Origin of the sequence: Pandoraea sp. NPDC090278, from assembly GCF_044772185.1 — a bacterium.
Taxonomy (GTDB): domain Bacteria; phylum Pseudomonadota; class Gammaproteobacteria; order Burkholderiales; family Burkholderiaceae; genus Pandoraea.
This window is the reverse complement of record NZ_JBIVYJ010000003.1, coordinates 25,693-49,245: the sequence shown is the minus strand read 5'-3', so window position 1 is coordinate 49,245 and position 23,553 is coordinate 25,693. Positions and strand designations below refer to the sequence as shown.

General features: G+C 62.7%; 20 protein-coding genes and 2 tRNA genes. 11 read left to right on the top strand and 11 right to left on the bottom strand.

What is annotated here, in order from left to right:
• The first annotated feature begins 14 nt into the window (after positions 1-14).
• Positions 15-257, top strand: coding sequence for a DUF3820 family protein (locus ACIQWO_RS12640; RefSeq protein WP_150665995.1), 243 nt, complete (start codon positions 15-17; stop codon positions 255-257).
• Positions 258-278: 21 nt separating this feature from the next.
• Here the strand turns inward: ACIQWO_RS12640 and ACIQWO_RS12635 are convergent, their stop codons facing one another.
• The 3 genes from ACIQWO_RS12635 to ACIQWO_RS12625 form a co-directional block, all read right to left on the bottom strand.
• Positions 279-1,739: an amidase gene (locus ACIQWO_RS12635; protein WP_402824086.1), complete on the bottom strand. Its 1,461-nt coding sequence runs from the start codon at positions 1,737-1,739 to the stop codon at positions 279-281.
• 228 nt (positions 1,740-1,967) lie between these two features.
• A complete protein-coding gene (locus ACIQWO_RS12630; RefSeq protein WP_402824083.1) occupies positions 1,968-2,762 on the bottom strand; it encodes a substrate-binding domain-containing protein in 795 nt (264 codons plus the stop codon).
• 78 nt (positions 2,763-2,840) lie between these two features.
• A complete protein-coding gene (locus ACIQWO_RS12625) occupies positions 2,841-4,154 on the bottom strand; it encodes an MFS transporter (RefSeq protein ID WP_402824080.1) in 1,314 nt (437 codons plus the stop codon).
• Positions 4,155-4,468: 314 nt separating this feature from the next.
• Here ACIQWO_RS12625 and ACIQWO_RS12620 point away from each other — a divergent pair, with 314 nt between their 5' ends.
• Together ACIQWO_RS12620 and ACIQWO_RS12615 are read left to right on the top strand one after the other, a co-directional pair.
• A complete protein-coding gene (locus ACIQWO_RS12620) occupies positions 4,469-5,440 on the top strand; it encodes a LysR family transcriptional regulator (RefSeq protein ID WP_402824077.1) in 972 nt (323 codons plus the stop codon).
• 119 nt (positions 5,441-5,559) lie between these two features.
• Complete coding sequence (locus tag ACIQWO_RS12615; RefSeq protein WP_039396756.1) at positions 5,560-5,988, top strand: hypothetical protein; 429 nt, start codon at positions 5,560-5,562, stop codon at positions 5,986-5,988.
• Between the two features lie 25 nt (positions 5,989-6,013).
• Here the strand turns inward: ACIQWO_RS12615 and ACIQWO_RS12610 are convergent, their stop codons facing one another.
• The 4 genes from ACIQWO_RS12610 to ACIQWO_RS12595 all read right to left on the bottom strand — a co-directional run bounded on the left by ACIQWO_RS12610 (position 6,014) and on the right by ACIQWO_RS12595 (position 8,637).
• Positions 6,014-6,433 (bottom strand): type II toxin-antitoxin system HicB family antitoxin, encoded by a 420-nt coding sequence (locus tag ACIQWO_RS12610; protein WP_402824072.1) that lies wholly within the window; start codon positions 6,431-6,433, stop codon positions 6,014-6,016.
• Between the two features lie 45 nt (positions 6,434-6,478).
• Positions 6,479-6,664: a type II toxin-antitoxin system HicA family toxin gene (locus ACIQWO_RS12605; protein ID WP_402824069.1), complete on the bottom strand. Its 186-nt coding sequence runs from the start codon at positions 6,662-6,664 to the stop codon at positions 6,479-6,481.
• A 246-nt stretch (positions 6,665-6,910) separates the two neighbouring features.
• Positions 6,911-8,098 (bottom strand): L-lactate dehydrogenase, encoded by a 1,188-nt coding sequence (locus ACIQWO_RS12600; RefSeq protein ID WP_402824066.1) that lies wholly within the window; start codon positions 8,096-8,098, stop codon positions 6,911-6,913.
• Between the two features lie 65 nt (positions 8,099-8,163).
• Complete coding sequence (locus tag ACIQWO_RS12595) at positions 8,164-8,637, bottom strand: Lrp/AsnC family transcriptional regulator (protein ID WP_039396747.1); 474 nt, start codon at positions 8,635-8,637, stop codon at positions 8,164-8,166.
• A gap of 268 nt (positions 8,638-8,905) precedes the next feature.
• Between ACIQWO_RS12595 and ACIQWO_RS12590 the strand changes: the two genes are divergently transcribed.
• Together ACIQWO_RS12590 and ACIQWO_RS12585 are read left to right on the top strand one after the other, a co-directional pair.
• On the top strand, positions 8,906-10,000 hold the full coding sequence (locus tag ACIQWO_RS12590; protein WP_402824062.1) for a porin: 1,095 nt from the start codon (positions 8,906-8,908) through the stop codon (positions 9,998-10,000).
• A gap of 93 nt (positions 10,001-10,093) precedes the next feature.
• Positions 10,094-11,563 carry an amino acid permease gene (locus ACIQWO_RS12585; RefSeq protein WP_402824059.1) on the top strand — a complete coding sequence of 490 codons (1,470 nt, stop codon included), beginning with the start codon at positions 10,094-10,096 and terminating at the stop codon, positions 11,561-11,563.
• Positions 11,564-11,674: 111 nt separating this feature from the next.
• On the opposite strand, the gene ACIQWO_RS12580 is transcribed toward ACIQWO_RS12585, so the two are convergent.
• Positions 11,675-12,436 carry a CerR family C-terminal domain-containing protein gene (locus ACIQWO_RS12580; RefSeq protein WP_402824056.1) on the bottom strand — a complete coding sequence of 254 codons (762 nt, stop codon included), beginning with the start codon at positions 12,434-12,436 and terminating at the stop codon, positions 11,675-11,677.
• 147 nt (positions 12,437-12,583) lie between these two features.
• Here ACIQWO_RS12580 and ACIQWO_RS12575 point away from each other — a divergent pair, with 147 nt between their 5' ends.
• The 3 genes from ACIQWO_RS12575 to ACIQWO_RS12565 are packed head-to-tail and all read left to right on the top strand — an operon-like array spanning position 12,584 to position 16,853.
• Positions 12,584-13,819, top strand: coding sequence for an HlyD family secretion protein (locus ACIQWO_RS12575; protein WP_402825328.1), 1,236 nt, complete (start codon positions 12,584-12,586; stop codon positions 13,817-13,819).
• Complete coding sequence (locus ACIQWO_RS12570) at positions 13,812-15,398, top strand: DHA2 family efflux MFS transporter permease subunit (RefSeq protein WP_402824053.1); 1,587 nt, start codon at positions 13,812-13,814, stop codon at positions 15,396-15,398. Before ACIQWO_RS12575 ends, ACIQWO_RS12570 begins: the two co-directional genes overlap by 8 nt.
• Positions 15,399-15,404: 6 nt before the next feature.
• Positions 15,405-16,853: an efflux transporter outer membrane subunit gene (locus ACIQWO_RS12565; RefSeq protein ID WP_402824050.1), complete on the top strand. Its 1,449-nt coding sequence runs from the start codon at positions 15,405-15,407 to the stop codon at positions 16,851-16,853.
• Between the two features lie 123 nt (positions 16,854-16,976).
• Here ACIQWO_RS12565 and ACIQWO_RS12560 read toward each other — a convergent pair.
• Together ACIQWO_RS12560 and ACIQWO_RS12555 are read right to left on the bottom strand one after the other, a co-directional pair.
• Positions 16,977-17,053: transfer RNA gene (locus ACIQWO_RS12560), tRNA-Arg, on the bottom strand.
• A 148-nt stretch (positions 17,054-17,201) separates the two neighbouring features.
• Positions 17,202-17,278, bottom strand: a tRNA-Arg gene (locus tag ACIQWO_RS12555).
• A 409-nt stretch (positions 17,279-17,687) separates the two neighbouring features.
• Between ACIQWO_RS12555 and ACIQWO_RS12550 the strand changes: the two genes are divergently transcribed.
• The gene (locus ACIQWO_RS12550; protein WP_402824047.1) at positions 17,688-19,340 is read left to right on the top strand and encodes an AMP-binding protein; all 1,653 of its coding nucleotides are present in this window, start codon (positions 17,688-17,690) and stop codon (positions 19,338-19,340) included.
• Positions 19,341-19,595: 255 nt separating this feature from the next.
• Here ACIQWO_RS12550 and tcdA read toward each other — a convergent pair whose 3' ends face one another.
• Positions 19,596-20,432, bottom strand: coding sequence for a tRNA cyclic N6-threonylcarbamoyladenosine(37) synthase TcdA (gene tcdA, locus ACIQWO_RS12545; protein WP_402824044.1), 837 nt, complete (start codon positions 20,430-20,432; stop codon positions 19,596-19,598).
• On the opposite strand from tcdA, the gene ACIQWO_RS12540 reads away from it, so the two are divergent.
• Both ACIQWO_RS12540 and pdxH read left to right on the top strand, forming a co-directional pair.
• Positions 20,431-22,542: an AsmA family protein gene (locus ACIQWO_RS12540; protein ID WP_402824041.1), complete on the top strand. Its 2,112-nt coding sequence runs from the start codon at positions 20,431-20,433 to the stop codon at positions 22,540-22,542. The two genes, tcdA and ACIQWO_RS12540, sit on opposite strands and share 2 nt — an antisense overlap.
• 297 nt (positions 22,543-22,839) lie before the next feature.
• On the top strand, positions 22,840-23,487 hold the full coding sequence (gene pdxH / locus ACIQWO_RS12535; RefSeq protein ID WP_402824038.1) for a pyridoxamine 5'-phosphate oxidase: 648 nt from the start codon (positions 22,840-22,842) through the stop codon (positions 23,485-23,487).
• Positions 23,488-23,553: the final 66 nt, after the last annotated feature.

The following is a 23,553-nucleotide window of genomic DNA, read 5'->3' as shown; positions in this document are numbered from 1 at the left end:
CTATACCTGCGCTCATGCTTAATTTCGACGCCGACGCGCTGATGCGCCTCGTAACCACGCCCATGCCCTACGGCAAGCACAAGGGCACGATGATCGCCGACCTGCCGGGCAACTACCTCAGTTGGTTCGCCCGCGAAGGCTTCCCGCCCAACGAGATCGGCCGTCTGCTCGCGCTGATGCACGAGATCGACCATAACGCGCTCGGCGACTTGCTCAAGCCGCTGCGGGCACGCGCGCAGGCGTCACGTCCTAAGTAGGACGTTTGCCTGCGCGACGTGTCAGCACCCTGCCAGCATCGGCGGCAAACGACGCCGCACCCACTGGGTCTGCTGCTCGTGCGCATGCGCGAGTTGCAGCACCGCGAGATCGGCCTGCGCGGGGCCGATAATCTGCAAGCCCATCGGCAGCCCGCGTGCGTCGAACCCGACCGGCACACTGATTGCAGGCAAGCCTGCGAGCGTCGGCCCGATCACGACCTCCATCCAGCGGTGATAGGTGTCCATCGACTTGCCTGCGACCTCGGACGGCCAGTGCGTCTGTGCGTCGAATGGGAACACCTGCGCCGACGGCAGCAGCAGGAAGTCATAACGCTCGAACAGACGCGCCAGCGACCGGTACCATTCACTGCGGTCGACGGATGCACGGAAGACGTCGGTCGCACGCAGTGACGCACCGCCCTCCACTTCCCATCGCGCTTCCGGCTTGAGCTTCTCGCGACGCGCCGGATCGGCGTACATCTCGCCGAGCGAGCCGTTCACCATCCAGTGACGCAGCGTGAGCCACGTTTGCCACAGCCGGTCCGGGGCAAAGTCGGGCGCGCACGCCTCGACTTCGCATCCGATCGCGCTGAAATCCTTCAGTGAGGCCTCGCACAGCGCCATCACACCGTCTTCCATCGGCAGATAGCCACCGTAGTCACCGAGCCAGCCGAGCTTCAGTCCCTTGACATCACGCTGCAAGGCACCGGCGAAGCGGGACGCGCCGTTCGCCATCGACAGCGGGCTGCGTTTGTCGTAGCCGGACTGCGTGTCGAGCAGTTGCGCGACGTCGGCGACCGTGCGTCCCATCGGTCCTTCGGTGCTCATTTGCTGTACGAAGACTTCCGGTGCCGGGCCGTACGGTACACGGCCTTGCGACGGCCGGAATCCGTAGACGTTGCCGAACGCCGCCGGGTTGCGTAGCGAGCCCATGAAGTCGCTTCCGTCGGCCACCGGCAACAGGCGCAGCGCCAGTGCGCTGCCCGCGCCGCCGCTGCTGCCACCGGCAATGCGCGTGGGGTCATAGGCGTTGCCCGTGGTGCCGAAAACAGGGTTGTAGCTGTGCGAACCGAGTCCGAACTCGGAGACGTTCGTCTTGCCAATGAAGATGGCCCCGGCCGCGCGAATGCGCGACACACTGATGCTGTCCTGCGTGTCCGGCGCGGCGGATGTCAACGGCGACCCCTTGCGCGTAGGCAATCCGGCGCACGACGCGATGTCCTTCACCGCATGCGGCATGCCGTGCATCCAGCCGAGCGATTCGCCACTGACCAGTTGACGGTCGCGTGCGTCGGCTTCGGCAAGCAGCGTCTGCGCGTCGCGCAGCGACACGATGGCGTTGACCTCGGGGTTGTACTGCGCGATGTGCGCGAGATACGCCTGCATCACCTCGCGGCAGGACACGCGACGACGGTGAATGGCGTCGGACAGCGCCAGCGCGTCAAGTGCGGCGATGTCGTTCAGGTTCGGCACGGCGGCCATGTCTCTCTCCTCGCTATCGATGGAATCGATGGTATCGACGTCGTCCGATGCGACGTCTCTATCTGATGCGTCATTGTCGGCCAATCCAGCCCCGATACCGAAGCGAAAAAATTATTTCACATATTCGCTATCTGAGTTTGCTCATCCGCACCGACGCTGCGAGGCACAAAAAAACGCGGCCCGACGTTGATCGGGCCGCGTTGGCTTTCCTGCGAAACAACCACCGAATCAGTGGGTCAGCGGATCAAGACCGGTCGATTCAACATCTTTCGCCACGGACGGTGCCGCCATATACGTCAGCAACTTCTTGCCTTCTTCCGGGTGCGGTGCGCTCACGGGTACACCACCGGCGAAGCGCGTGACCGATTGCAGCGACTCGGGAATCTTGCCCGCGAAGGCGATGCCCTTGACCGGCAGCAATTCGCTGACCTGTTGCAGACCCAGTGCGTAATCGCCCGCCGCCACTTTCTCTGCCACTGGTGTCTTCTGCACCATCACCGCCTTGCCTTGCATCTGCTCGGCAATACCCAGTTTCTTGAACAGTTCGCGCTCGACATAGACGCCGCTCGCGCTGTCCGAGTACGCGACCGATTTCGCTGCGAGCAGTGCAGCTTTCAGCTTTTCAGGCGTACTGACGTCGGGCACAACTTCACCGGCTTTGACCACGACGCCGATGCGCGAGTCGGCCAGATCGACGCGCGAGTCCGCACGCACCTTGCCAGCCTTGATGAGGTCGTCGAGCGCGTAACCGACCATGATGACCACGTCGGCCGATTCGCCGCGCGCGAGCCGGTTCGGGATCGCCTCGGGCGCCTTGCCCATCGACGGCCCCCACGCCGTGTCGACGTGATCGCCACTGGCCGCTTCGAACTTCGGCAGCAGCAACTTGTACGCCGCCGTGAATCCGCCGGAGTTCATGACGTTCAGATTTTCTGCGCTCGCCGGTGCAGCGGCGAGCGTCGCCGTCAGGACGATGCCCGCGCCTAGTGCGCTCAGCAGACGTCGCGTCGAAATGCCTTTCATGGTGTGACCTGTCTCTCGTTATTGTGAATTGGGACGATGCGGACGCCGTCGTTTTGCGGCGTCCGGTATCCGGTGATATCAGCCAGCCGCAAGGCCTGCGTTGTTCTTGCCACCACTGCGACCACGATAGAGCGCGAGCGTCGCGCAGATGGCGCACAGCGCGGCAAAGCTCATCCAGTAGCCCGGTGCGGCCTTGTCGCCCGTCGCGTGAATCAGGTACGTCGACAGGGCAGGCGTGAAGCCACCGAAAAGCGCCGTCGCGAGGCTATACGCGAGCGAGAAACCGGCGACGCGCACGTCCGGCGGCATGACTTCCGTCAGTGCCGGGATCATTGCGCCGTTGTACATGCCGTACAGGAACGAGAGCCACAGCAGGGCGACCAGCATGCGCGTGAAGCTCGGGGCCTGCACGAGGAACGACAGCACCGGGTAAGCCGTCAGCAGTGTGAGGCCTGCGAACAGCAGCAACACCGGACGACGGCCGATACGGTCCGACAGCGTGCCGCCGATCGGCAGCCAGATGAAGTTCGACACACCCACGCACAGCGTGACGAGCAGCGCATCGGCGCTCGACAGGTGCAGCACGCTCTTGCCGAACGTCGGGGCGTAGACGGTGATGAGGTAGAACGCCGTCGTGGTCAGCGCCACGAGCATGGTGCCGCCGATCACGACGCCAAGGTTCGCCGCCATCGAACGGAACACTTCGCGCACGGACGGGTGACGCTTGCGTGCCTTGAACTCGTCGCTTTCCTGAAGCGAGCGGCGCAGTGCGAAGATCACCGGCACGATCATGCAGCCCACGAGGAACGGCAGACGCCAGCCCCACGCCGCGATCTGTTGTGCGGTGAGCGTGAGCGACAGCGTGAAGCCGAGCCCCGCCGAGACGACGATGGCGACCTGCTGGCTGGCCGACTGCCAGCTCGTATAGAAGCCCTTGCGGCCCGGCGTCGCGATTTCCGCGAGATACACGGACACGCCGCCGAGTTCGGCACCGGCCGAGAAGCCTTGCAGCAAGCGGCCGATCAGCACCAGCACGGGGGCGGCGAGACCGATGGTCTCGTAGCCAGGCACGAAGGCAATGAGGATCGTGCCGCTCGCCATGATGGCCAGCGTCGTGACCAGCCCTTTGCGGCGGCCGACGTTGTCGATGTAAGCCCCGAGCACGATGGCGCCGAGCGGACGCATCAGGAAGCCTGCGCCGAAGACGGCGAAGGTCAGCATGAGCGACGCAAACTCGCTGTCCGTCGGGAAGAAGACGCGGGAAATCTGGGTGGCGTAGAAACCGAACAGGAAGAAATCGAATTGTTCGAGGAAGTTACCGGCGGTGACGCGAATGACCGCGCCGACTTTCGAGGGTTGACGCGAAACCGCATCTTGGGGGCGCTGTGACATGCGCTGTCTCCGTGTTGCCTGCGGCCCGGGGGGTCGGGCCGAGATTAATCGTCGCACTGCGTCTCTGCCAGGGACGTGTCGAGCCGTCACGGACGCTTGATGAAGCCGCTAATGTTGCGCCGGAAGTTCCGCGCTTGTGAATTGCAATTTTTGGAAAGATTGATGCGCATACGCTATCAATGGCAGGATGCTTATGCACCTACCGAGCGGTAACACGTTACACTCTGCGCCGCACCGGTATCTGCCCTCGCTCCCTTGCCATCAAGGGTTTCAGGGTCCGTCGTGTGCTTGTACGGCATTCATCCCCTCATGTCATGGCGATCAACTTCGATCTGAACGATCTGCAGGCCTTCCGCGCAGTCGCGCAACTCGCGAGCTTTCGTCGCGCGGCCGAGTCGATCCATCTCTCCCAGCCCGCGTTGTCGCGTCGCATCGATAAGTTAGAGGAGGCCTTGGGCGTCAAACTCTTCGAGCGCAGTACGCGCCGCGTGGCGTTGACCAACGTCGGTCGTGCTTTCGCCCGCGATGCGGAACGGATCCTCGACGACCTCGACAATGCGCTGCTGGGCATTCGCGACGTCGCGTCTTCCAGTCTAGGTCACGTGACGATTGCCTGCGTGCCTTCGGCCGCCTACTACTTCATGCCGCAAGTGATCTCGCGCTATCACCGTGCGTTCCCACGCATTCGTGTGTCGGTGCTCGACGCGAGCGCCAACGAGGTGCTGGCGGCCGTGGTGAACGGCGATGCCGATTTCGGGCTGAATTTCATCGGCAGTCAGGAGCCGAACATCGAGTTCAAGCTGCTGTTGCAGGAGCGGTACGTGGCGGCGTGCCGTCGCGATCATCCGCTGGCGGGCAAGAAGCGGGTGACGTGGCGTGAGCTATACGAATACGACTACATCACCGTCGGCAAGGCTTCGGGCAACCGGCTGTTGCTCGATCAGGCGCTGACCGGGTTGCCGCAACGTCCGCCGAGCATTTGCGAGACGCAGCACGTCACGACGATGATCGGGCTGGTGGAAGCGGGCCTCGGGGTCGCGGCAGTGCCGACGATGGCGATGCCGGGCGGCGGTCATCCGCTGCTCACGAGTGTGCCGCTGGTCGATCCGGTGGTGACGCGCCGCATGGGGATGATTCGCAGCAAGGCGCGTCCGCTCTCACCGGCGGCGGCGCAGCTGTATCGCTTCGTGGCTGAAATGAGGGTGGCGTCGCGACGGCGCGCGGGCGCAACGGAGACGCCCGACGTCGATGGCACCGAGAACGGCGATAGCGTCGATGTGACGTGATTGCACGCACCGAAACACTTTGTTACCCGTCTTACGAGAAGTGAAACATTGGGGAGACGGCGGCGCGGCGGGGTCTCTTTATACTTGCGTCGCGTTAATCCGAATTCTCATCAAGACTCATGTTCAAGCGAATTTTTCCGATTGTGGCGATGGCCACGCTGGCTGCAACGACTTCCCTGACGGCAAGCGCCAGCGATATGAACAATGCCCTCGGCGGTGCGCTGGGCGGCGTAGCAGGCGCGGCCGTGGGCGGCGCGCTGGGGGGTAGCACCGGTGCGGTGCTGGGCGGTGCGGTCGGCGGTGGCGCTGGCGGCGCAATCACGTCGAACCGTCGTGAGCGCACGGGCGCAATCCTCGGCGGTGCCCTGGGTGGCGGCGCAGGCACGGCCGCAGGCAATGCCATGGGCGGACGCTCGGGCGGCCTGATCGGCGCGGCTGTCGGCGGCGGTGCCGGTGCGGCACTCGGCGGCAACATGTCCCGCTCCAGCTCGTACGACGACGATCACTATCGCGGCAAGCGTCGCGGTCATCGCAAACACCATCATTGATGCTGGCTGTCGGGCGTGTCTGATCTCAGACCGCCCGAACCTCAAGTCGTTTTCCTAGTACCGCGAACGCGGACTCCACGGCATCGAGTCGCGATGCATATCCGAGCTTTAGCAGGCGATCCACTTGCACCTGGTTCACGTGCATGCGTCTGGCCAGCTCGGCCTTGCGCACATTCTGGGCAATCATCTCGTTGGCAAGCAGGACTTTGATCGACGCCATGATCGGCAGCGTAATCGTCGCCTGCCCCCGCTTCGGACGTGACGGCCAAGGAATCGGCGTCTTCTGTGCGAAGTAGAACTCCAACGCCGCTTCAAGCGCTTCGAGCGCTTGTTCGCGCGCGTCCGCTTCGTTCTCGCCGACCGTAATCGCTTCAGGCACGTCAGGGAACGTCACCAGCAACGTGCCATTGGTATCTCGCTTAAGCGTGATGGGATAGGTCAACATGGTGCACCTCGAATGTATGTTGTGCCCTCAGGGTGTTTGCCGGACTCACTTCAGCCCCAACTGCTTCTTGATGGCTTCCACGAGACCCCGCCCCATTTCCTTTGCTCCGTGATCGGGAAAGACCGTGGAACGTCCATTGAGCGTCACGCGAAAATGGCTGGAACCGGCTCGATGCTGTTCGAAAGTGGCCCCCTGCCGACGGAGCCACCTTCTGAACTCGCTGTACTTCATAAGTCACCCGCGATGGATTTGAATAATACAACAGATTTGTTGCAATTTTTATCGTGAAAACAGCAACACATTTGTTGTAAATCCGTAGAGCGCCGCTCCTGCCCACTGGGACAGGCCGGTGACATCATCTCCGACCGTCGGCTGCCAAGGTGCGGGGTCGTCGATTTATCGGAATGGCCCTACGGAAACGAAAAAAGCCGCAGCGGGTAGCTGCGGCTTTTCCGATTGACGCGAGTGTTGGCGGTGTTAGCGGCCGCCCGGCTCAGGCAGGTACGGACCGATGCCCGTGGGGTAGCTGCCCGGGATCAGCATCGACGGGTCCAGTCGGTCGACGGTCGTGCGACCCGTGAGCGCCATCGTCACGTCCATCTCCTTCGCGATCACCTCCAGCGCACGGCGCACACCGGCCTCGCCCATCGCGCCCAGACCGTACAGGAACGGACGCCCGATCAGCGTGCCCTTCGCGCCCAGCGCCATCGCCTTGATCACGTCCTGCCCCGAACGGATACCGCCGTCGAGCCAGACTTCCGTATCGCGGCCCACCGCCGCGACGATGTCCGGCAACGCACGGATCGACGACATTGCACCGTCGAGTTGCCGTCCGCCGTGATTGCTCACCACAATGGCGTCCGCCCCGGTGTCGCGTGCCGCGCGCGCATCCTCCGGATCGAGCACGCCCTTGAGCACCAGCTTGCCGCCCCAGCGCTTCTTGATCCACTCGACGTCGTCCCACGACAGACACGGATCGAACTGCGCCGCCGACCATGCGGCCAGCGAACCGATGTCGTCCACCCCCTTCGCATGCCCGACGATGTTGCCGAACGTGCGACGACGCGTGCCCAACATCCCCATGCACCAGCGCGGCTTGGTCATCATGTTGGCGATGTTCGGCAGCGTGAGCTTCGGCGGTGCCGACAGCCCGTTCTTGATGTCCTTGTGACGCTGGCCGCTGATCTGCAGATCCATCGTCACCATCAACGCCGAACATCCGGCCGCTTTCGCCCGGTCGATCAGACGCTCGATGAAGTCGCGATCGCGCATGACATACAGCTGAAACCAGAACGGCGCTTTCGTGTGCGCCGCCACGTCCTCGATGGAACAGATCGACACGGTCGAGAGCGTGAACGGCACACCGAAGGCTTCCGCCGCGCGTGCCGCCAGAATCTCCCCGTCGGCATGCTGCATGCCGGTCATGCCCGTGGGCGCCAGCGCGACCGGCATGGCCACCGGCTGGCCGAGCATCGTCGTGCCCGTGCTGCGATGCTCGATATTGACCGCCACCCGCTGACGGAAACCGATGCCACCGAAATCGTCGGCGTTGGCCCGATACGTGGACTCGGTCCACGAGCCGGAATCGACATACTCGTAAAACATGCGCGGTACGCGCCGCTGCGCGAGAACCCGCAAGTCCTCGATGGTGGTGATCACTGCCATGCTGCGTCTCTTCTTTTAAGAATTCTCTCTCGTACTTTGAGAATAGTTAATATGTTCTAGATTTTTTATTTCTGCTTCACGAGGTCGACAAGCGACTGTGTGTTCTTGATTGTCTTTAGGACAATGTTCGATTGAATTGACATAACGGCCGGTGCGCGGTACAGCTCATTGACGATAAAGTCGGAGTAATGCGCGAGGTTGCGCGCTCTTACCGTCAAGATGTAATTCGCCGATCCGGTGACGATGCGCGCGGTGACCACTTCGGGCCAGTTCTGCACGGCCGCAAGAAACTTTTCGTGCCACTGATCGACGTCCGGACGCAGCGTGATTTGCACTAGCGCTTCGAACTCCAGCCCGATATGCTGTGCGTCCACGATGCAGCGGTATCCGGAAATCACTCCCCGATCCTCCAGCAATTTCACCCGGCGCAGGCATGCCGACGGCGACAGGCCGACGGCGTCCGCCAACTCCTGGTTGGATATACGGCCATTGAGTTCGAGATGGCGGAGGATGCGCAGATCGGCAAGGTCGAGGTTCATCGGCAGAATCCATCAAGTTTCCCAGGATTCTGGCAGATCCTTCGATTTACCGCCAGTTGCTTGATAGAAATAGCAAGCAAATTCAATTTTTGCGTTGATATGATAGCCCTCGGCCCCGCGCCGGGAGCTTGAGACATTCCCGGTCGGGTGCTTTCAGATATTGCAGTCGTCGTGCCGAGAAGAATCCGCTGTCTCCTATATCGGAAGGAATGGCGGATCGTTTTAAAGAGCATTCATAAAACGTCTACAAGGCGTCACCAGGAGACCCATGAAGTCTGCAATTCCGGCCAGTCTGGCCATCCTCTCGGCCGCTTGCGGCCTCGCCTTCAGCACCACCGCCGCAGCACAAAGCTCGGGCAACGTCACCCTGTACGGGATCGTCGACCAGAGCGTGCGCTATCAGACCAACTCGAACGCCAATAACGACGCCCTGTGGCAAGTCGCCAACGGTGCCGTGACCAACAGCCGCTTCGGCTTCAAGGGCACGGAAGACCTCGGCGGCGGCATGAAGGCGATCTTCCAGTTGGAATCGGGTATCAATCCGCAAAACGGCACGCTCGCCAACGGTCCGCGTCTGTTCGACCGTTATGCGTTTGTCGGCCTGCAGAACCAGTACGGCACGATCAAGATCGGCCGTCAGGCCACCGAGGCGTTCAACGTCTACGGCGACTTCGACCCGCTCACCATCGGCAACTACGCGAACAACTCGTGGATGTACAACATCACGCGCGGTCGTGTGGATAACGCCGTAAGCTACGCCGGTACGTTCAGCGGCCTGTCGGTCGGCGCAACCTACGGCTTCGGCAACACTGCGGGCACGATGGCCGCCAGCAACTACTGGGGCGCACGCGCCGCGTATGCGATGGGTCCGTTCCAGGTCGCCGGTGTGTATCAGCAAGCGCGCGACGCAGCCAAGCGTGTGCAGCAGATGTGGGGCCTCGGCGGTATTTACAGCGTCTCCATCGCCAAGGTGTTCGTGGGCTACATGGGCGGACGCGATCGCAGCGGCTGGCTCGACGGCACGCTCAACGATCCGGCGCACACGGTCACGACGGGCAACCTGAACGACAACCCGCGCAAGGACACGACGTTCTACCTCGGCACGACCATTCAGGCCATGCCGAACCTCGCGATCACTGGCGCGGCGTACTTCGACGACATCAAGAACATCAACGCACAAGCGGGCGATGCCGGTTCGGGTCGTCGCTACACGTATGTGCTGCTCGCCGAGTACGCGCTGTCCAAGCGCACGCAACTCTACGGCACGGTCGATTACAACAAGGTCAGCGGCGCAGCGCGCGTCGAACTGCCGGGTAACTCGACGCAAGTCGGTGTAGGCACGGGTATCCGCCACATCTTCTAAGCGGCAGGCGCGAGCGTCGTTCTGTTTCGGACGGGCTCGCGCCCTCCCTCCTCCCCGCAGCACGCTTCAACTTTTTGTAGTGAAAGGTGTGTCATGACGCGTACTCCCCAGCCCCCTTCGTCTTCGTCCCCCTCGTCCGGCAAGCGCGATTTTTCGCACATCACGCGCCGCGAACAAGGCTTGCGACGCTCCCTCACCGCCAGCCAGATGGCCATGATCGCCATTGGCGGCGCCATCGGCACCGGACTCTTTCTCGGCAGCGGTTTCGCCATCGGCTTCGCCGGGCCGAGTGTGCTGATCTCCTATGCCATCGGTGCGCTCATCGCGCTCATGCTCATGGGATGCCTTGCCGAGATGACCGTCGCGCATCCGACGTCGGGCTCGTTCGGCGCTTACGCGGAGCATTACATCGGACCGTGGGCGGGTTTTCTCGTGCGTTATGCGTACTGGTCGTGCATCGTGCTGGCCGTGGGCACCGAGGTCAGCGCCATCGCCGTCTACATGAAGTACTGGTTCCCGCAGGTACCGGGCTGGTATTGGGTCGCCGGTTTCTCCGCCGCGCTCGTGCTTGTGAACGCCATGTCGGTGAATCTGTTCGGCGCGATCGAATACGGCTTCTCACTCATCAAGATCACGGCCATCGTCGTGTTCATTCTGATCGGCGCTTACGTGGTGTTCATTGCACCGGGTTCCGTGGCCGACGGCGCGCATTCGCCCGCCGGATTCGCGAACTACACCGCACATGGCGGGTTCTTCCCGAAGGGACTCTGGGGCATGTGGGTGGCTGTGATCATTTCGATCTTCAGCTACCTGTCCATCGAAATGATCGCCGTGGCCGCCGGTGAAGCCGAGAACCCGGAACGCGCCGTGACACGCGCCTTCCGCTCGACGGTCGTGCGCCTCGTGCTGTTCTATCTGCTCACGCTCGCGCTGATGCTCGCCATCGTGCCGTGGACCGCCGCCGGACAAGACGAAAGTCCGTTCGTAAAGGTGATGCAGGCCATCAACATTCCGGGCGCCGCAGGCGTGATCAACTTCGTGGTGCTGATTGCAGCGCTCTCGTCGATGAATAGCCAGCTCTACATCACGACCCGCATGATGTTCTCGCTCTCGCGCGCCGGTTACGCCCCTGCCCGCTTCGGTGAAGTGAACAAGCGCGGCGTGCCGCTGGCCGCCCTGCTGCTCTCGACGGTCGGCATTGCGCTGGCGACGCTCGTGAACTTCCTGTACCCCGAGTCGTCGTTCACATTCATGATGGCGATCTCGATGTTCGGCGCAATGCTCACGTGGATGATGATCTTCGTCACGCACTTCTTCTTCCGTCGCGCATGGCGACGCGAGAACCACCCGCCGCTGGCGTTTCGCATGTGGGGTTTTCCGTGGCTCACGCTGCTGGGGGCCGCACTCATGGCCGCCATCATGCTCACGACGCTCCTGACCGGCGTGTTCCGCATGACGATGATCTTCGGTGTGCCGTTCGTGGCCGCCGTGCTGCTGATCTACTTCCTTTGGTATCGCAAGCGCGACGGCGAGCCGCAAGCGCGCACGGCGACGCAATCGTAAGCGTTCACCGCACGCAGAGATGAAAAGAGACGGGGCACCTATGGGTGCCCCGTCTCCTTTTCGACTCACGCACTGCAACACGCATCGGCGCATGTTGCGCCGCTCAGCCCATCACGACTTCGCGGCAGCCTTGCGCTGCCGCACCGTGCGCTCCAGCAAGTAACGCGTCTGCTCCAGCACGGCTTCGCGCACCATCCGGTTGCGCTCCGGATTCGGCTCCGAGTCCCATCCCATCGAGCTGTCGACGGAACGGCGCATCACACGAAACGCCATCCCGAGCGTGCTGATGCACACGGCGCGTATCCGCATGGCCTCGTCGTCGGGCGCAACGCCCGCGAGCCGCGTCACGATGTTCGCGCCAACCGACGCCAGACGGCGTGAAAAGCGATCGTGAAACACCTTGAATCCCGCCTCCGGCCCGAGCCCCGCCTGCTCGCGGGCCATGAACATGTTCCAGCCCTCGATCTCGGGCACTTCTTCCATGAAGCCCGCTTTGCGATTCTGTAACTCGCAGAAGGCGTCGATCAGTTGCTTGTCGGTGGCGTCGGGATCGGCCATCACCCGCTCAGCCGACTCGATGGCCTCACCCATCTGCCCGAGCACCAGCCCCAGGATGTACTCGACGCACGCCTTGTACACCCCTTCCTTGTTGTCGAAGTAGTACTGAAGCGCAGGCGCGTTCACGCCCGCCACGTTCGCGATGTCGCGCGTGGACGCCCCGGCGAAACCGAACTCGCCGAAACACTTGATCGCCGCGAGGATGATGCGCGCACGCGTTTCCTCGCCGCGCTGATAGCCGGTATCGACCGCATGCCGCGGGCGCGTGGCTGTGCTCTGCATGCGAACGCGCCCGGCACGTGATGTCCCTGTCATGACTCTCCTTGCTTCCCAAAACTTTCGTCAAAAATATAACACTTGACATAAATCGATCAACTGGAATAATTCTGCCAATTGGAATAATTTGGGGAATTTCCCATGAATACGGCAACACAGGTCAAACCGTCGGAACCGGTCCACACGATGGAGCGTCCGGCAGACGCCCCCACCGCCAAAGCGATGGAAAGCGCCGGAAAGCCCGGCCAGACGAAGGCCCCGGCCAATCCGCGCCGCAAGAAACTGCTGCTGGGCGCGCTTGCGCTGGGCGTCATTGCGGGTCTGGGCTGGGGGGCGCACTGGTGGCTGGTTGGCCGCTTCATTGAATCCACCGACGACGCCTATCTGCAAGCCGACAGCATGACCGTCGCGCCGAAGGTCGGCGGCTACGTCACCGAAGTGTTGGTGCGCGACAACGAAACGGTGACGGTCGGACAACCGCTGGTGCGGCTGGACGGGCGTCAGTATCAGGCCGCGTACGATGAGGCGACGGCGACCGTCGTGGCGCGTGAGGCGGACGTCGCTCGTGCGCAGGCCGAGCTTTCGCAACACGCTGCGACCATTGCGCAAGCCCGCGCCGAACTCGATAGCGCAAAGGCGAACGCCGCTTACTCTGCCGGTCAGGTCAAGCGCTACGCCCCGCTCGTGGCCACCGGTGCGGAGACGGACGAACGTCTGGCCGAGCTGCGCAACACCAGCACCCGTGCCGACGCCTCGCTCAAGAGCAACGAAGCCAGCCTTCAGTCGACCGAACGTCAGACCGATACGCTGACCGCGGCGCTCGCTCAGGCCAAAGCTCAACTGGCCGTGGCGCAGGCCAGCGCGCGCAAGGCCGAGCTCGATCTCGCCGACACCGTGGTCAAGAGCACGCTGGCCGGACGCGTCGGCGACCGTGCCGTTCGCGTGGGTCAGTTCGCGCAGCCCGGCACCCGCCTGCTGACGGTGGTGCCGGTGCAGAACGTGTATCTGACGGCGAACTTCAAGGAAACGCAGGTCGGTCATATGCGCCCCGGTCAGCCAGTGTCGATTCACGTCGACGCGCTCCCTGGCGAGCCGATCCACGGCGTGGTCGATTCCGTCTCCCCGGGCACCGGCTCGCAGTTCGCGCTGCTGCCCGCCCAGAACGCGACGGGTAACTTCACGAAGATCGTGCAGCGCGTGCCGGTGCGTATCCATCTCGACGCGCCGGAATCGCTGCGCGCCGTGCTACTGCCGGGACTGTCGGTCACGGCAGACGTCGACACGCACGCAACGCCCCAAAAGACCGCGTCGACGCCGACGAAGGTGTCGCTCAGCGCACCGCTCGGCTCGGGCGTCGGTCCCGCGATGACCATGCCGTCGAACGCCAGCACGGCGCCGGCCAACGGAGTCCAACGTGGCTAACGCCGGTGCCGCTGGCATCGCCAGCGCAGCAGCCAAACCGGCCAACGCGAACGCGTCGGACTGGATCGCCGTCGCCGCCGGGGCGCTCGGCGCACTGCTCGCCACGCTCGACATTTCGATTACCAACTCGGCACTGCCACAGATTCAGGGGCAGATCGGGGCGTCGGGCACCGAGGGCACGTGGATTTCCACGGGCTATCTGATGTCCGAAATCGTCATGATTCCGCTCGCCGCGTGGCTCACACGCGTGCTCGGATTGCGTCGCTTTCTGATGCTAAATGCCGTCTTCTTCACGCTGTTCTCGATGATGTGCGGTGTGTCGAGCAGCCTGACCGAGATGGTGGTCGGCCGCATCGGCCAAGGCTTCGCAGGCGGCGCGATGATTCCGACAGCGCAGATGATCATTCGCACGCGTCTGCCCCGGCATCAGATGGGGGTGGGCATGGCGATGTTCGGCCTGATCGTGTTGCTCGGCCCGTTGCTCGGTCCGGTAGTGGGCGGCTGGCTCACCGAGAATGCGAACTGGCGTTGGTGCTTCTTCCTGAACCTGCCGCTCTCCGCTGCCATCGTGACGTTGCTCGGGCTGGGTCTCAAGCGCGAACCGACCAACTTGCAGGCCTTCCTCAAGGCAGACTGGCTGGGTATCGTGGGGCTGACCATCGGCTTGAGTACGCTCACCGTCGTGCTCGAAGAAGGACAGCGCGAGCGCTGGTTCGATTCGCACATGATCATCTGGCTGTCGGTGTTCTCAGTCATCGGCATCGGCATGATGCTCGTGGCGCAGTTCACCGCCGAGAAGCCCATCGTCAAACTCGCGCTGCTGCGCAACAAGAACTACGCGAGCGTGATCTACATCGTGTTCACCGTTGGCGCGGGGCTTTATGGCGTGTCGTATCTGTTGCCGCAATTCCTCGCCACGATTGCGGGCTACAACGCACAGCAGTCCGGCAACATCATGCTGCTCTCCGGGTTGCCTGCATTCTTGATGATGCCGTTCTTGCCGCGCCTGATCAGTCGTGTGGACATCCGTCTGCTGGTGATCATCGGGCTGCTCTGCTTCTTCGCGAGCTGCATGCTCGACATCGATCTGACGGCGCAAAGCGTAGGGCACGATTTCACGTTGTCGCAATTGCTACGCGGCGTCGGACAGATGCTCGCGATGATGCCGCTCAATCAGGCATCGATGGCGGCAGTGGCAGCAGAGGACGCCGGTGACGCCGCAGGGCTCTACAACATGGCGCGCAACCTCGGCGGCTCGGTCGGCCTCGCGCTGCTGGGCACGCTGATCGATCGTCGCACGGACTATCACGACGCCGTGCTGCGCGAGTCGCTCACCGCCAATAATCCGATGGGACAGGAACATCTCGCGGCCAACGCGGCGGGCTTTTTTGCGCAGACGGGCGACATGGTGCACGCGCAATTGCAGGCGACGGCGCAACTTGCCGCCGAGATCGCCAGACAAGCCAGCGTCATCACGTTTTCCGAGACCTTTTACGCATTGGGGATCGCGCTGCTGCTGTGCGTGCCGCTCGCTCTGATGCTCAAGCAACCGGCCGGTTTCAGCTCCGGCGGGCATTGAACGATCATGACTTTTCATCTCAGAACGCTGGCCGTGGCGGCCACCTTTCTCGTCGCAGGCTGCACCGTCGGCCCCGACTATCGCGGTGCGCCCGAAGTGGCTGGCGACGCGCTGAGCACCGGTGCGACCTTCGCTCACGCGGGCGAAGGCGTCGAAGCGCACGCACCCGGTGTAGCGCGCTGGTGGACAGCGCTCGACGATCCGCAACTCACCGCGCTGATCGACGACGCCATCGCCCATAGCCCCGATATCCGCGCGGCGCAGGCCAAGGTGCGTCAGTCGCGCGCCAGTCTGCGCAGCCATCAGGCAGACCTGCTGCCGAAGGCCACCGTCGATGCTGCCATGCTACGCACACGCTCGCCCGATCTCGGCATGCTGACCGGCAACGGCGGTGGTAGCGGACGCGGACCACTCGACCTTTACGTCGCCGGTTTCGACGCCAGTTGGGAAATCGATCTGTTCGGCGGCACGCGTCGTGCGGTGGAAGCCGCAAGCGCCGATGCCGACGCCGCGTCGGAAGACCTCGCCGACGCGCACGTGCAACTGGCGGCGGAAGTTGCGCAGAACTACGTCGCGCTGCGCGATCAGCAGGCCCGGCTTGCGCTGGTGCGCGACTCGGCCCAGCTCGAAGGTGAGATGCTCGAACTCACGCGTCAGCGTCGTGCGGGCGGTGTCGCCTCGGAGCTGGACGTCGAACGACTTTTCACGCAGGTGGAACAGACCCAATCGCGCGTGTTGCCGCTGGAAGCCGACGTCATCGAGTCACTCGATCAACTGGCGCTTCTGACGGGACGTGCACCAGGCTCACTGGACGACACACTCAAGTCGCCCAAGGCGTTGCCCAGTGTCCCCGCGAAGGTGGCCATCGGCGATCCGTCGGCGTTGTTGCAAGCGCGTCCGGACATTCGTGCAGCCGAGCGACGTCTGGCCTCGCAGAACGCGCAGATCGGTGTACAGACCGCCAACTGGTTTCCGAAGCTCTCGATCATGGGCGAACTCGGGTATTCCGCGTTCGATCCGGGACATCTCGTGCGCAAGGACAACTTCAGTTGGATGACGCTGCCGCGCCTGCAATGGAACGTGCTCGACTTCGGACGCGTGCAAGCAGGTGTGGACGGCGCAAAGGCGGGGCGCGATCAGGCGCAGGCCAAGTATGAAAGCGCGGTGCTCACGGCACTGCGCGACGCCGACGTCGCACTCGCACGCTACGGTCATCAGCGTGAGAACGTCTACCGTTTGCGCAGTGTGGAAGCATCGGCCACGCGCGCGGCAACACTCACACGTCAGCGTTATCGTGCGGGCACAGCAAGCACGCTCGACTGGCTCGACGCCGAACGCACGCGCTTCTCTGCCGAGCAGGATCGAATTGCAGGTGACGCACAACTGCTCAAGTCGTTCGTGACGTTGCAGAAAGCGCTGGGACTGGGTTGGCAGGTGGGACAGACGACGAGTTGATCGTCGTTGCGGTGACGGCATTCGCGAGAAGGATGCCGTCACACGCTGTGGATGTGGAAAACGAAACGTAAACGAAAAACGCTCCAGAAGCTTTCGCCTCTGGAGCGTTTTTGCCAACTGAGTTGGCGCGGCTGGCAGGATTCGAACCCACGACCCCTTGGTTCGTAGCCAAGTACTCTATCCAACTGAGCTACAGCCGCACTTACTGCACGAGATACCGATCAGACGATCCTGCTGCTGTCGGCTTACCTTTCATCGATACTGACCGGTGCATGACACTCGGTGCATCAACGGAAGGACTCTCCCGAAAAACTAAGGGTCTCCCCGTGAGGAGACCCTCGAAATAGATGGCGCGGCTGGCAGGATTCGAACCCACGACCCCTTGGTTCGTAGCCAAGTACTCTATCCAACTGAGCTACAGCCGCGCTGTGAGAACAGAATTATGTAAGAAACCAACTCACCACGCAAGTGTTTTTTGCAATTCTTTTGTCATATCCCCAGTTTTCTCGCCGCATCGGGCAATTCATGCGGGATTAGCGCGGAATCCCCCTCACTGGCAAGCCTTTGCCGCTAGAGCAATTACTCCACGCAAACCCGCATCAAATCAGGGCTTTCCATGTGCTCGCGCCGGAGACGGCACGGTATGCTACGGCTTTTTGCAACGCATCGAATGGCGCACCCGCTGCGCACGCGAGGCAGAATCGGGCAAGGAGACGCCCCGCTCGCACCCCCACACGACATGCGATGAAACGATGCATCGGTCGCCCTGTACTTTTTCACTGGTACTTCCCCCGGCGCGCCAGATGCGATAAAAACCAGTCCAAGGAGGCGCTCATGGATAAAGTCTGGCTCAAAAGCTATCCGCCCGGCGTACCGGCAGAGATCGACGTCAACACCTATCGTTCGCTGAACGATGTGTTCCTGCAAAGCTGCCAGAAGTTCGCGAATCGTCCGTCGTTCACCAATCTCGGTGTCACGCTGACCTTCGCCGACCTCGAGCGCAAGTCGCGCGACTTCGCCGCGTATCTGCAAAGCCTGCCCGGATTGCAACGCGGTTCGCGTGTGGCCATCATGTCGCCGAACCTGCTCCAGTATCCGGTAGCCGTCTTCGGCATCCTGCGCGCGGGCATGGTCGTCGTGAACGTCAACCCGCTCTATACGGCAGGTGAACTCGAACATCAATTGAAGGACGCGGATTGCGGCGCGATCCTCGTGATCGAGAACTTCGCCGCCACGCTGCAAAAGGCGCTGCCGAATACACCGGTCAAGCACGTCATTACGACGGCCATCGGCGATATGGTGCCCGCACCGAAGCGCTGGATCGTGAACTATGTCGTGCGTCACGTGAAGAAGATGGTGCCCGAGTGGAATATTCCGCACGCTGTGCCCTTCCGCACTGCCATGGCACAAGGCGCGCGCGCCAAGCTGGACGAAGCGCAGCTCGGTCACGACGACATCGCTTTCCTCCAGTACACCGGCGGCACGACCGGCGTGGCCAAGGGCGCGATGCTCACGCACTACAACATGATCGCCAACATGTTGCAGGCACGCGCGTGGATCGGCTCGGGTCTCGAAGAAGGCAAGGAGATCATTGTCACGGCGTTGCCGCTGTATCACATCTTCTGTCTGACGGCGAACTGCCTGGTGTTCCTCCAGCTCGGCGCACTCAACCTGCTCATCACCAACCCGCGCGACATGCCCGGCTTCGTGAAGGAATTGGGCAAGTGGAAGTTCACGTTCATGACGGGCGTGAATACGCTGTTCAACGGCTTGCTCAACACCCCGGGGTTCGATCAGCTCGACTTCACCGCGCTCAAGTGCGCACTGGGCGGTGGCGCGGCCGTGCAGCGCGCGGTGGCCGAACGCTGGCAGAACGTCACGGGGCACCCGCTGATCGAGGCGTACGGGTTGACGGAGACGTCGCCTGCCGTGTGTATCAACCCGCTCGGCAGCGAGTTCAACGGCTCCATCGGTCTGCCGATTTCGTCGACCGAAGTCAGCATTCGCAACGATGCGAATGAAGCGCTGGGCTTCGGCCAGGAAGGCGAGATCTGCGTGCGCGGCCCGCAAGTCATGAAGGGCTACTGGCACCGCCCCGACGAGACAGCCAAGACCATTACGCCGGACGGCTGGTTGCGCACCGGCGACATCGGCACGATCGACGAACAAGGCTACGTGCGCATTACCGATCGCAAGAAGGACATGATCATCGTGTCGGGCTTCAACGTCTATCCGAACGAAGTCGAGAGCGTGCTCGCGATGTGCCCGGGCGTGCTGGAATCGGCAGTCGTTGGGGTGCCGAGCGAGCGGACCGGTGAGGCGGTCAAGGCGGTGATCGTCAAGAAGTCGCAGGACCTGTCGGAGAAGGCCATCATCGACTTCTGCCGTCAGCATCTGACGAACTACAAGGTGCCGCACGTCATCGAGTTCCGCACCGAACTGCCGAAAACGCCCGTCGGCAAAGTGCTGCGTCGCGAGTTACGCTGAGACGTTTTCATTGCGGCAGTGCCGCATTCACGTTGTGACGTTATGCATAACGAAACAACGCGCCACAAACAACAACGGCCGGAGATTCTCCGGCCGTTGTTGTTTTGGAAATCGAGAGACTGATCGAAAGGTATTTCCTACAAGCCGCTCAGCGCCCAGCCATCGATCGCTACCCTTTCGTAACTTTTGGTTACAGACGCCACGCGCGAGGCTTGGGAAAATCTCGGGCACGTGAGTGCCCGCACCGAACCCATTTCAACGTCCGACCTTCGTCACTAGCTTTAAAACGTGAGCAGCGGCTGCCATGCCGAACGTCGCTGTGACACACATGCTCGAACCGAAACCCGCGCAATTCAGGCCCTGCGGTCCCGTAGCCGCATCGGGCGTTTCGCCCGGCGCGCACACCGCTTCCGGATATTGCAGCGGCTCGTCCGAGTACACGGCCGGCACGTTGAACTTGGCTTTCGGACCACGGACAAATCCATGTTGCTTGCGTAATTGCGCACGCACTTTCGCAAGCAGCGGATCCTGGATCGTGCGGGCGAGATCGTCGATGCGAATCCGTGTCGGATCGATCTGACCGCCTGCACCGCCTACGGTGATCAGACGCTGCTTATGCGCCACGCACCATGCGATGAGCGCCGTCTTCACCCGAACGCTGTCAATGGCGTCGACCACCCAGTCGAAGCCACCGCCCAACATGGCGTCGAGATTTTCCAGTTCGACGAAGTCCTCGACGAGCGTAAGCTGGCAACCAGGATTGATGGCCATGATCCGTTCGGCCATCGCGGCAACTTTGGGTTTGCCGTAGTTGCCATCGAGTGCGTGCACCTGACGATTGGTATTGCTTTCGGCGACGTTATCGAGATCGATAAGCGTGAGTCGGCCCACAGCGCTGCGTGCCAGCGCTTCGGCGACCCACGAGCCAACGCCGCCGATGCCGATGACGGCCACGTGGGCTTCACGCAGACGCGCGAGACCGTCGTCACCGTACAAGCGCGCGAGGCCGCCGAAACGGCGGTTCGCGTCATAATCCTTCTCCGATGGCGTGGCAGGCACCGGAGCTACAACGATCGACGGGGTACTGTTCATGATGCGATGGGTAACGTCCTTGAAATGGCTGGCGATCACGATAGTCGCCATCGTGCTGGCATTCGCGGCGTTCATCACGTGGTTTGACTGGAACTACGCCCGGCCCTTTATCAACCGGGAGGTGAGCACCGCGACGGGCCGCCCGTTTGCCATCCGGGGCGACCTCTCGCTGCACTGGCTGGCCCCGAATGCGCAGGCCCCGGGTCTGGGGCGCTGGCTGCCGCGGCCTCGCCTGATCGCGAATGATATCGTGTTAGGCAACGTTGCGTGGAGTCAGGAGCCGAACATGGTCTCCGTCGGCCGACTCACGTTCTCGCTCGAATGGCTGCCGCTGCTCGACAAGCACATCGTGCTCCCCGAAGTGGCGCTGTCCGCGCCGAAGGTCGTCATAGAGCAGCAGGCGGACGGGCGCAACAACTGGACCTTCACGAAGGGCGACGGCCAACCGTCGCCGTGGAAATTCCGCATCGGACGTCTGATCCTCGAAGATGGCGTGGTGCGCGCCAATCTCGTGCCGCAGCAACTCGATCTGACGGCCAACATCGCGACCATCGACGGTCAGGCACCGTACGGCATCGGCGTCGCCCTGAAAGGCACGTTCCGCAAGGTTGCCGTCACCGGCAAGGGGCGTGGCGGCGACGTCCTTTCGCTCGAAGACTCGGGCGAGCCCTATCCGCTCGACGCGAGCGTGCGCATTGGTCGCACGCAGATCGCTGCCAACGGCACGTTCACGAACCCGGCCACCCTGTCTGCACTCGACATGCATCTGCGTCTGGCCGGACCGACCATGGCTGACCTTTATCCGATCACCGGCGTGCTGCTGCCGGAGACGCCGTCTTACGAGACCAACGGGCACCTGCTGCATACCGCCGGTGTCTGGCGATATGAGCGCTTCCAGGGCAAGGTCGGCCAGAGCGATCTCTCGGGCACGCTCGTGTTCCGTCAACGCCAGCCGCGCAACATTCTGCAAGGCGCGGTCGTCTCGAATCAATTGCGTCTGGTCGATCTGGGGCCAGCCATCGGCGGACAGAATCCGTCGGGCGGCAGCGACCTGTCCGGCAAGCCTAAAGCGCCGCCGTCCGACAAGGTGCTGCCGGTCGATCCATTCAAGACGGACCGCTGGCGCGCCATCGACGCAGACGTGCAATTCACCGGTCGCAAGATCATCAAGGACAAGAGCCTGCCGATCGACAATCTCGTCACGCATCTCGTACTGGACGACGGCGTGCTCTCGCTGCGTCCGTTGGAATTCGGCGTGGCAGGTGGGCGTATTACATCGACGCTCGTCCTCAACGGACAGGCCGAACCGATGAAGGTGGATTCGCAGGTCTCGCTGCGCCATCTGAAGATGAAGCAGTTGCTGCCCGACGTCGATCTGATGAAGACGAGTGTCGGCGAGGTCAATGGCGACGCGGCCCTCACCGCCACCGGCAACTCGATTGCAGCACTGGCGGGTTCGTCGAACGGCGAGATCAAGACGCTCATCGACCGTGGCTCGGTCAGCAAGCTGCTGCTGCAATACATGGGCCTTAACGTCGGCAACATCGTGCTGACGAAGCTCTTCGGCGACAAGCAGATCGAAATGCGCTGCGCCGCCGCCGACTTTGCCGTGCGCGACGGCCTGATGGACGCCCGCACTTTCGTGATCGACACCGACGACACGAGCATTGGGGTGACGGGTCAGGTGGACCTCAAGCGCGAACATTTCAACCTGACGATCCGGCCCGAGCCGAAGCACTTCGGCCTGCTGTCGTTGCGCTCGCCGCTGTATGTGCGCGGCACCTTCAAGCATCCGGACGTGGGCGTGAACGTGCCAACGCTGGTGGCCCGTGCGGGCGGCGCGATTGCACTGGGCGTGCTCGCCCCGTACACCGCGCTCGTGCCGTTGCTCGAACTCGGCCCCGGCAAGGACAGCCCTTGCGGCGAACTGCTGGCCAAGCTGCAACACCCGCCGAGCCGCAACCCCGCCAACGTCAAACCGGTGCCCGACGCCAATGGCACCGGCACCGGACCGGGCAACACATCCGGCAGTAAGTCTGGCGGCCGGGGGCGCACGCCGCAGTCGTCACCGTCAGCCGCCGCCGTCGGCTCTGGAAGCGAGAAACCCTGACCGCTTCGCGTTGCATGGGCATGGCACGGCCAACGGCACACAAAATTCTAAGCAATGCCCATGCCAACGTGATGGATTTGCCGTCGCCTTCCAGGGTGCTTTTCGGGACAGGGAGCGGCCCCCGACGGAAATACTTCACTCATTAAATATCAAGCACATAACGTGAGATGCCCATTCCACGGGGCATTCGGCGGATCGTTGCGCGCACGATGTGACAAATCGCCACGTGCGCAATTTCCCTAACTCTTCGCTATACTGTGTCGCAACCCCCAACGCACCAGACCGATTACGATCGTCGTGACCCAGACGCTTTCTCTCGCGGACCTGCGCAAAAACTACGCCCTCGGCTCACTTTCGGAGACCGAGGTCGCGTCCAGCCCGTTCGACCAATTCCGACTCTGGTTTGAGCAAGCGCTCGCCGCCCAACTGGCCGAGCCGAACGCCATGACGCTCGCCACTGTTACGCCGGACGGCCGCCCCGATGCACGGATCGTGCTGATCAAGGGTGCCGACGAGCGCGGGTTCACGTTCTTCACGAATTACGAGTCTCGCAAGGGTCAGGAACTGGCGGCCACGCCGTACGGTTGCCTGCTGTTTCACTGGATCGAACTTGAGCGTCAGGTGCGTATCGAGGGACGTGTCGAGAAAGTGAGCGCAGAAGAAAGCGACGCCTATTACCATTCGCGCCCGGTGGGTTCCCGCCTTGGCGCGTGGGCCTCGGTGCAAAGCGCCGAAGTGGCCGATCGAACCATCATCGAGCAACGCGAAGCGGATTTCCGGCGCCAGTTCGGCGACGCCCCGCCGCGCCCGCCGCACTGGGGTGGTTACCGGCTCGTGCCGGAAACCATCGAGTTCTGGCAGGGTCGCGAATCGCGCCTGCACGATCGCATCAAATTTTTCCGGCTTGCCGATGGAGCGTGGCGCATCGCGCGCCTGTCCCCCTGAACGTTGTTGTGTCGGCTACGCCGACGCGGTACGCCTGCCCGCCCGTTTGACGAGGAGACGTCACCG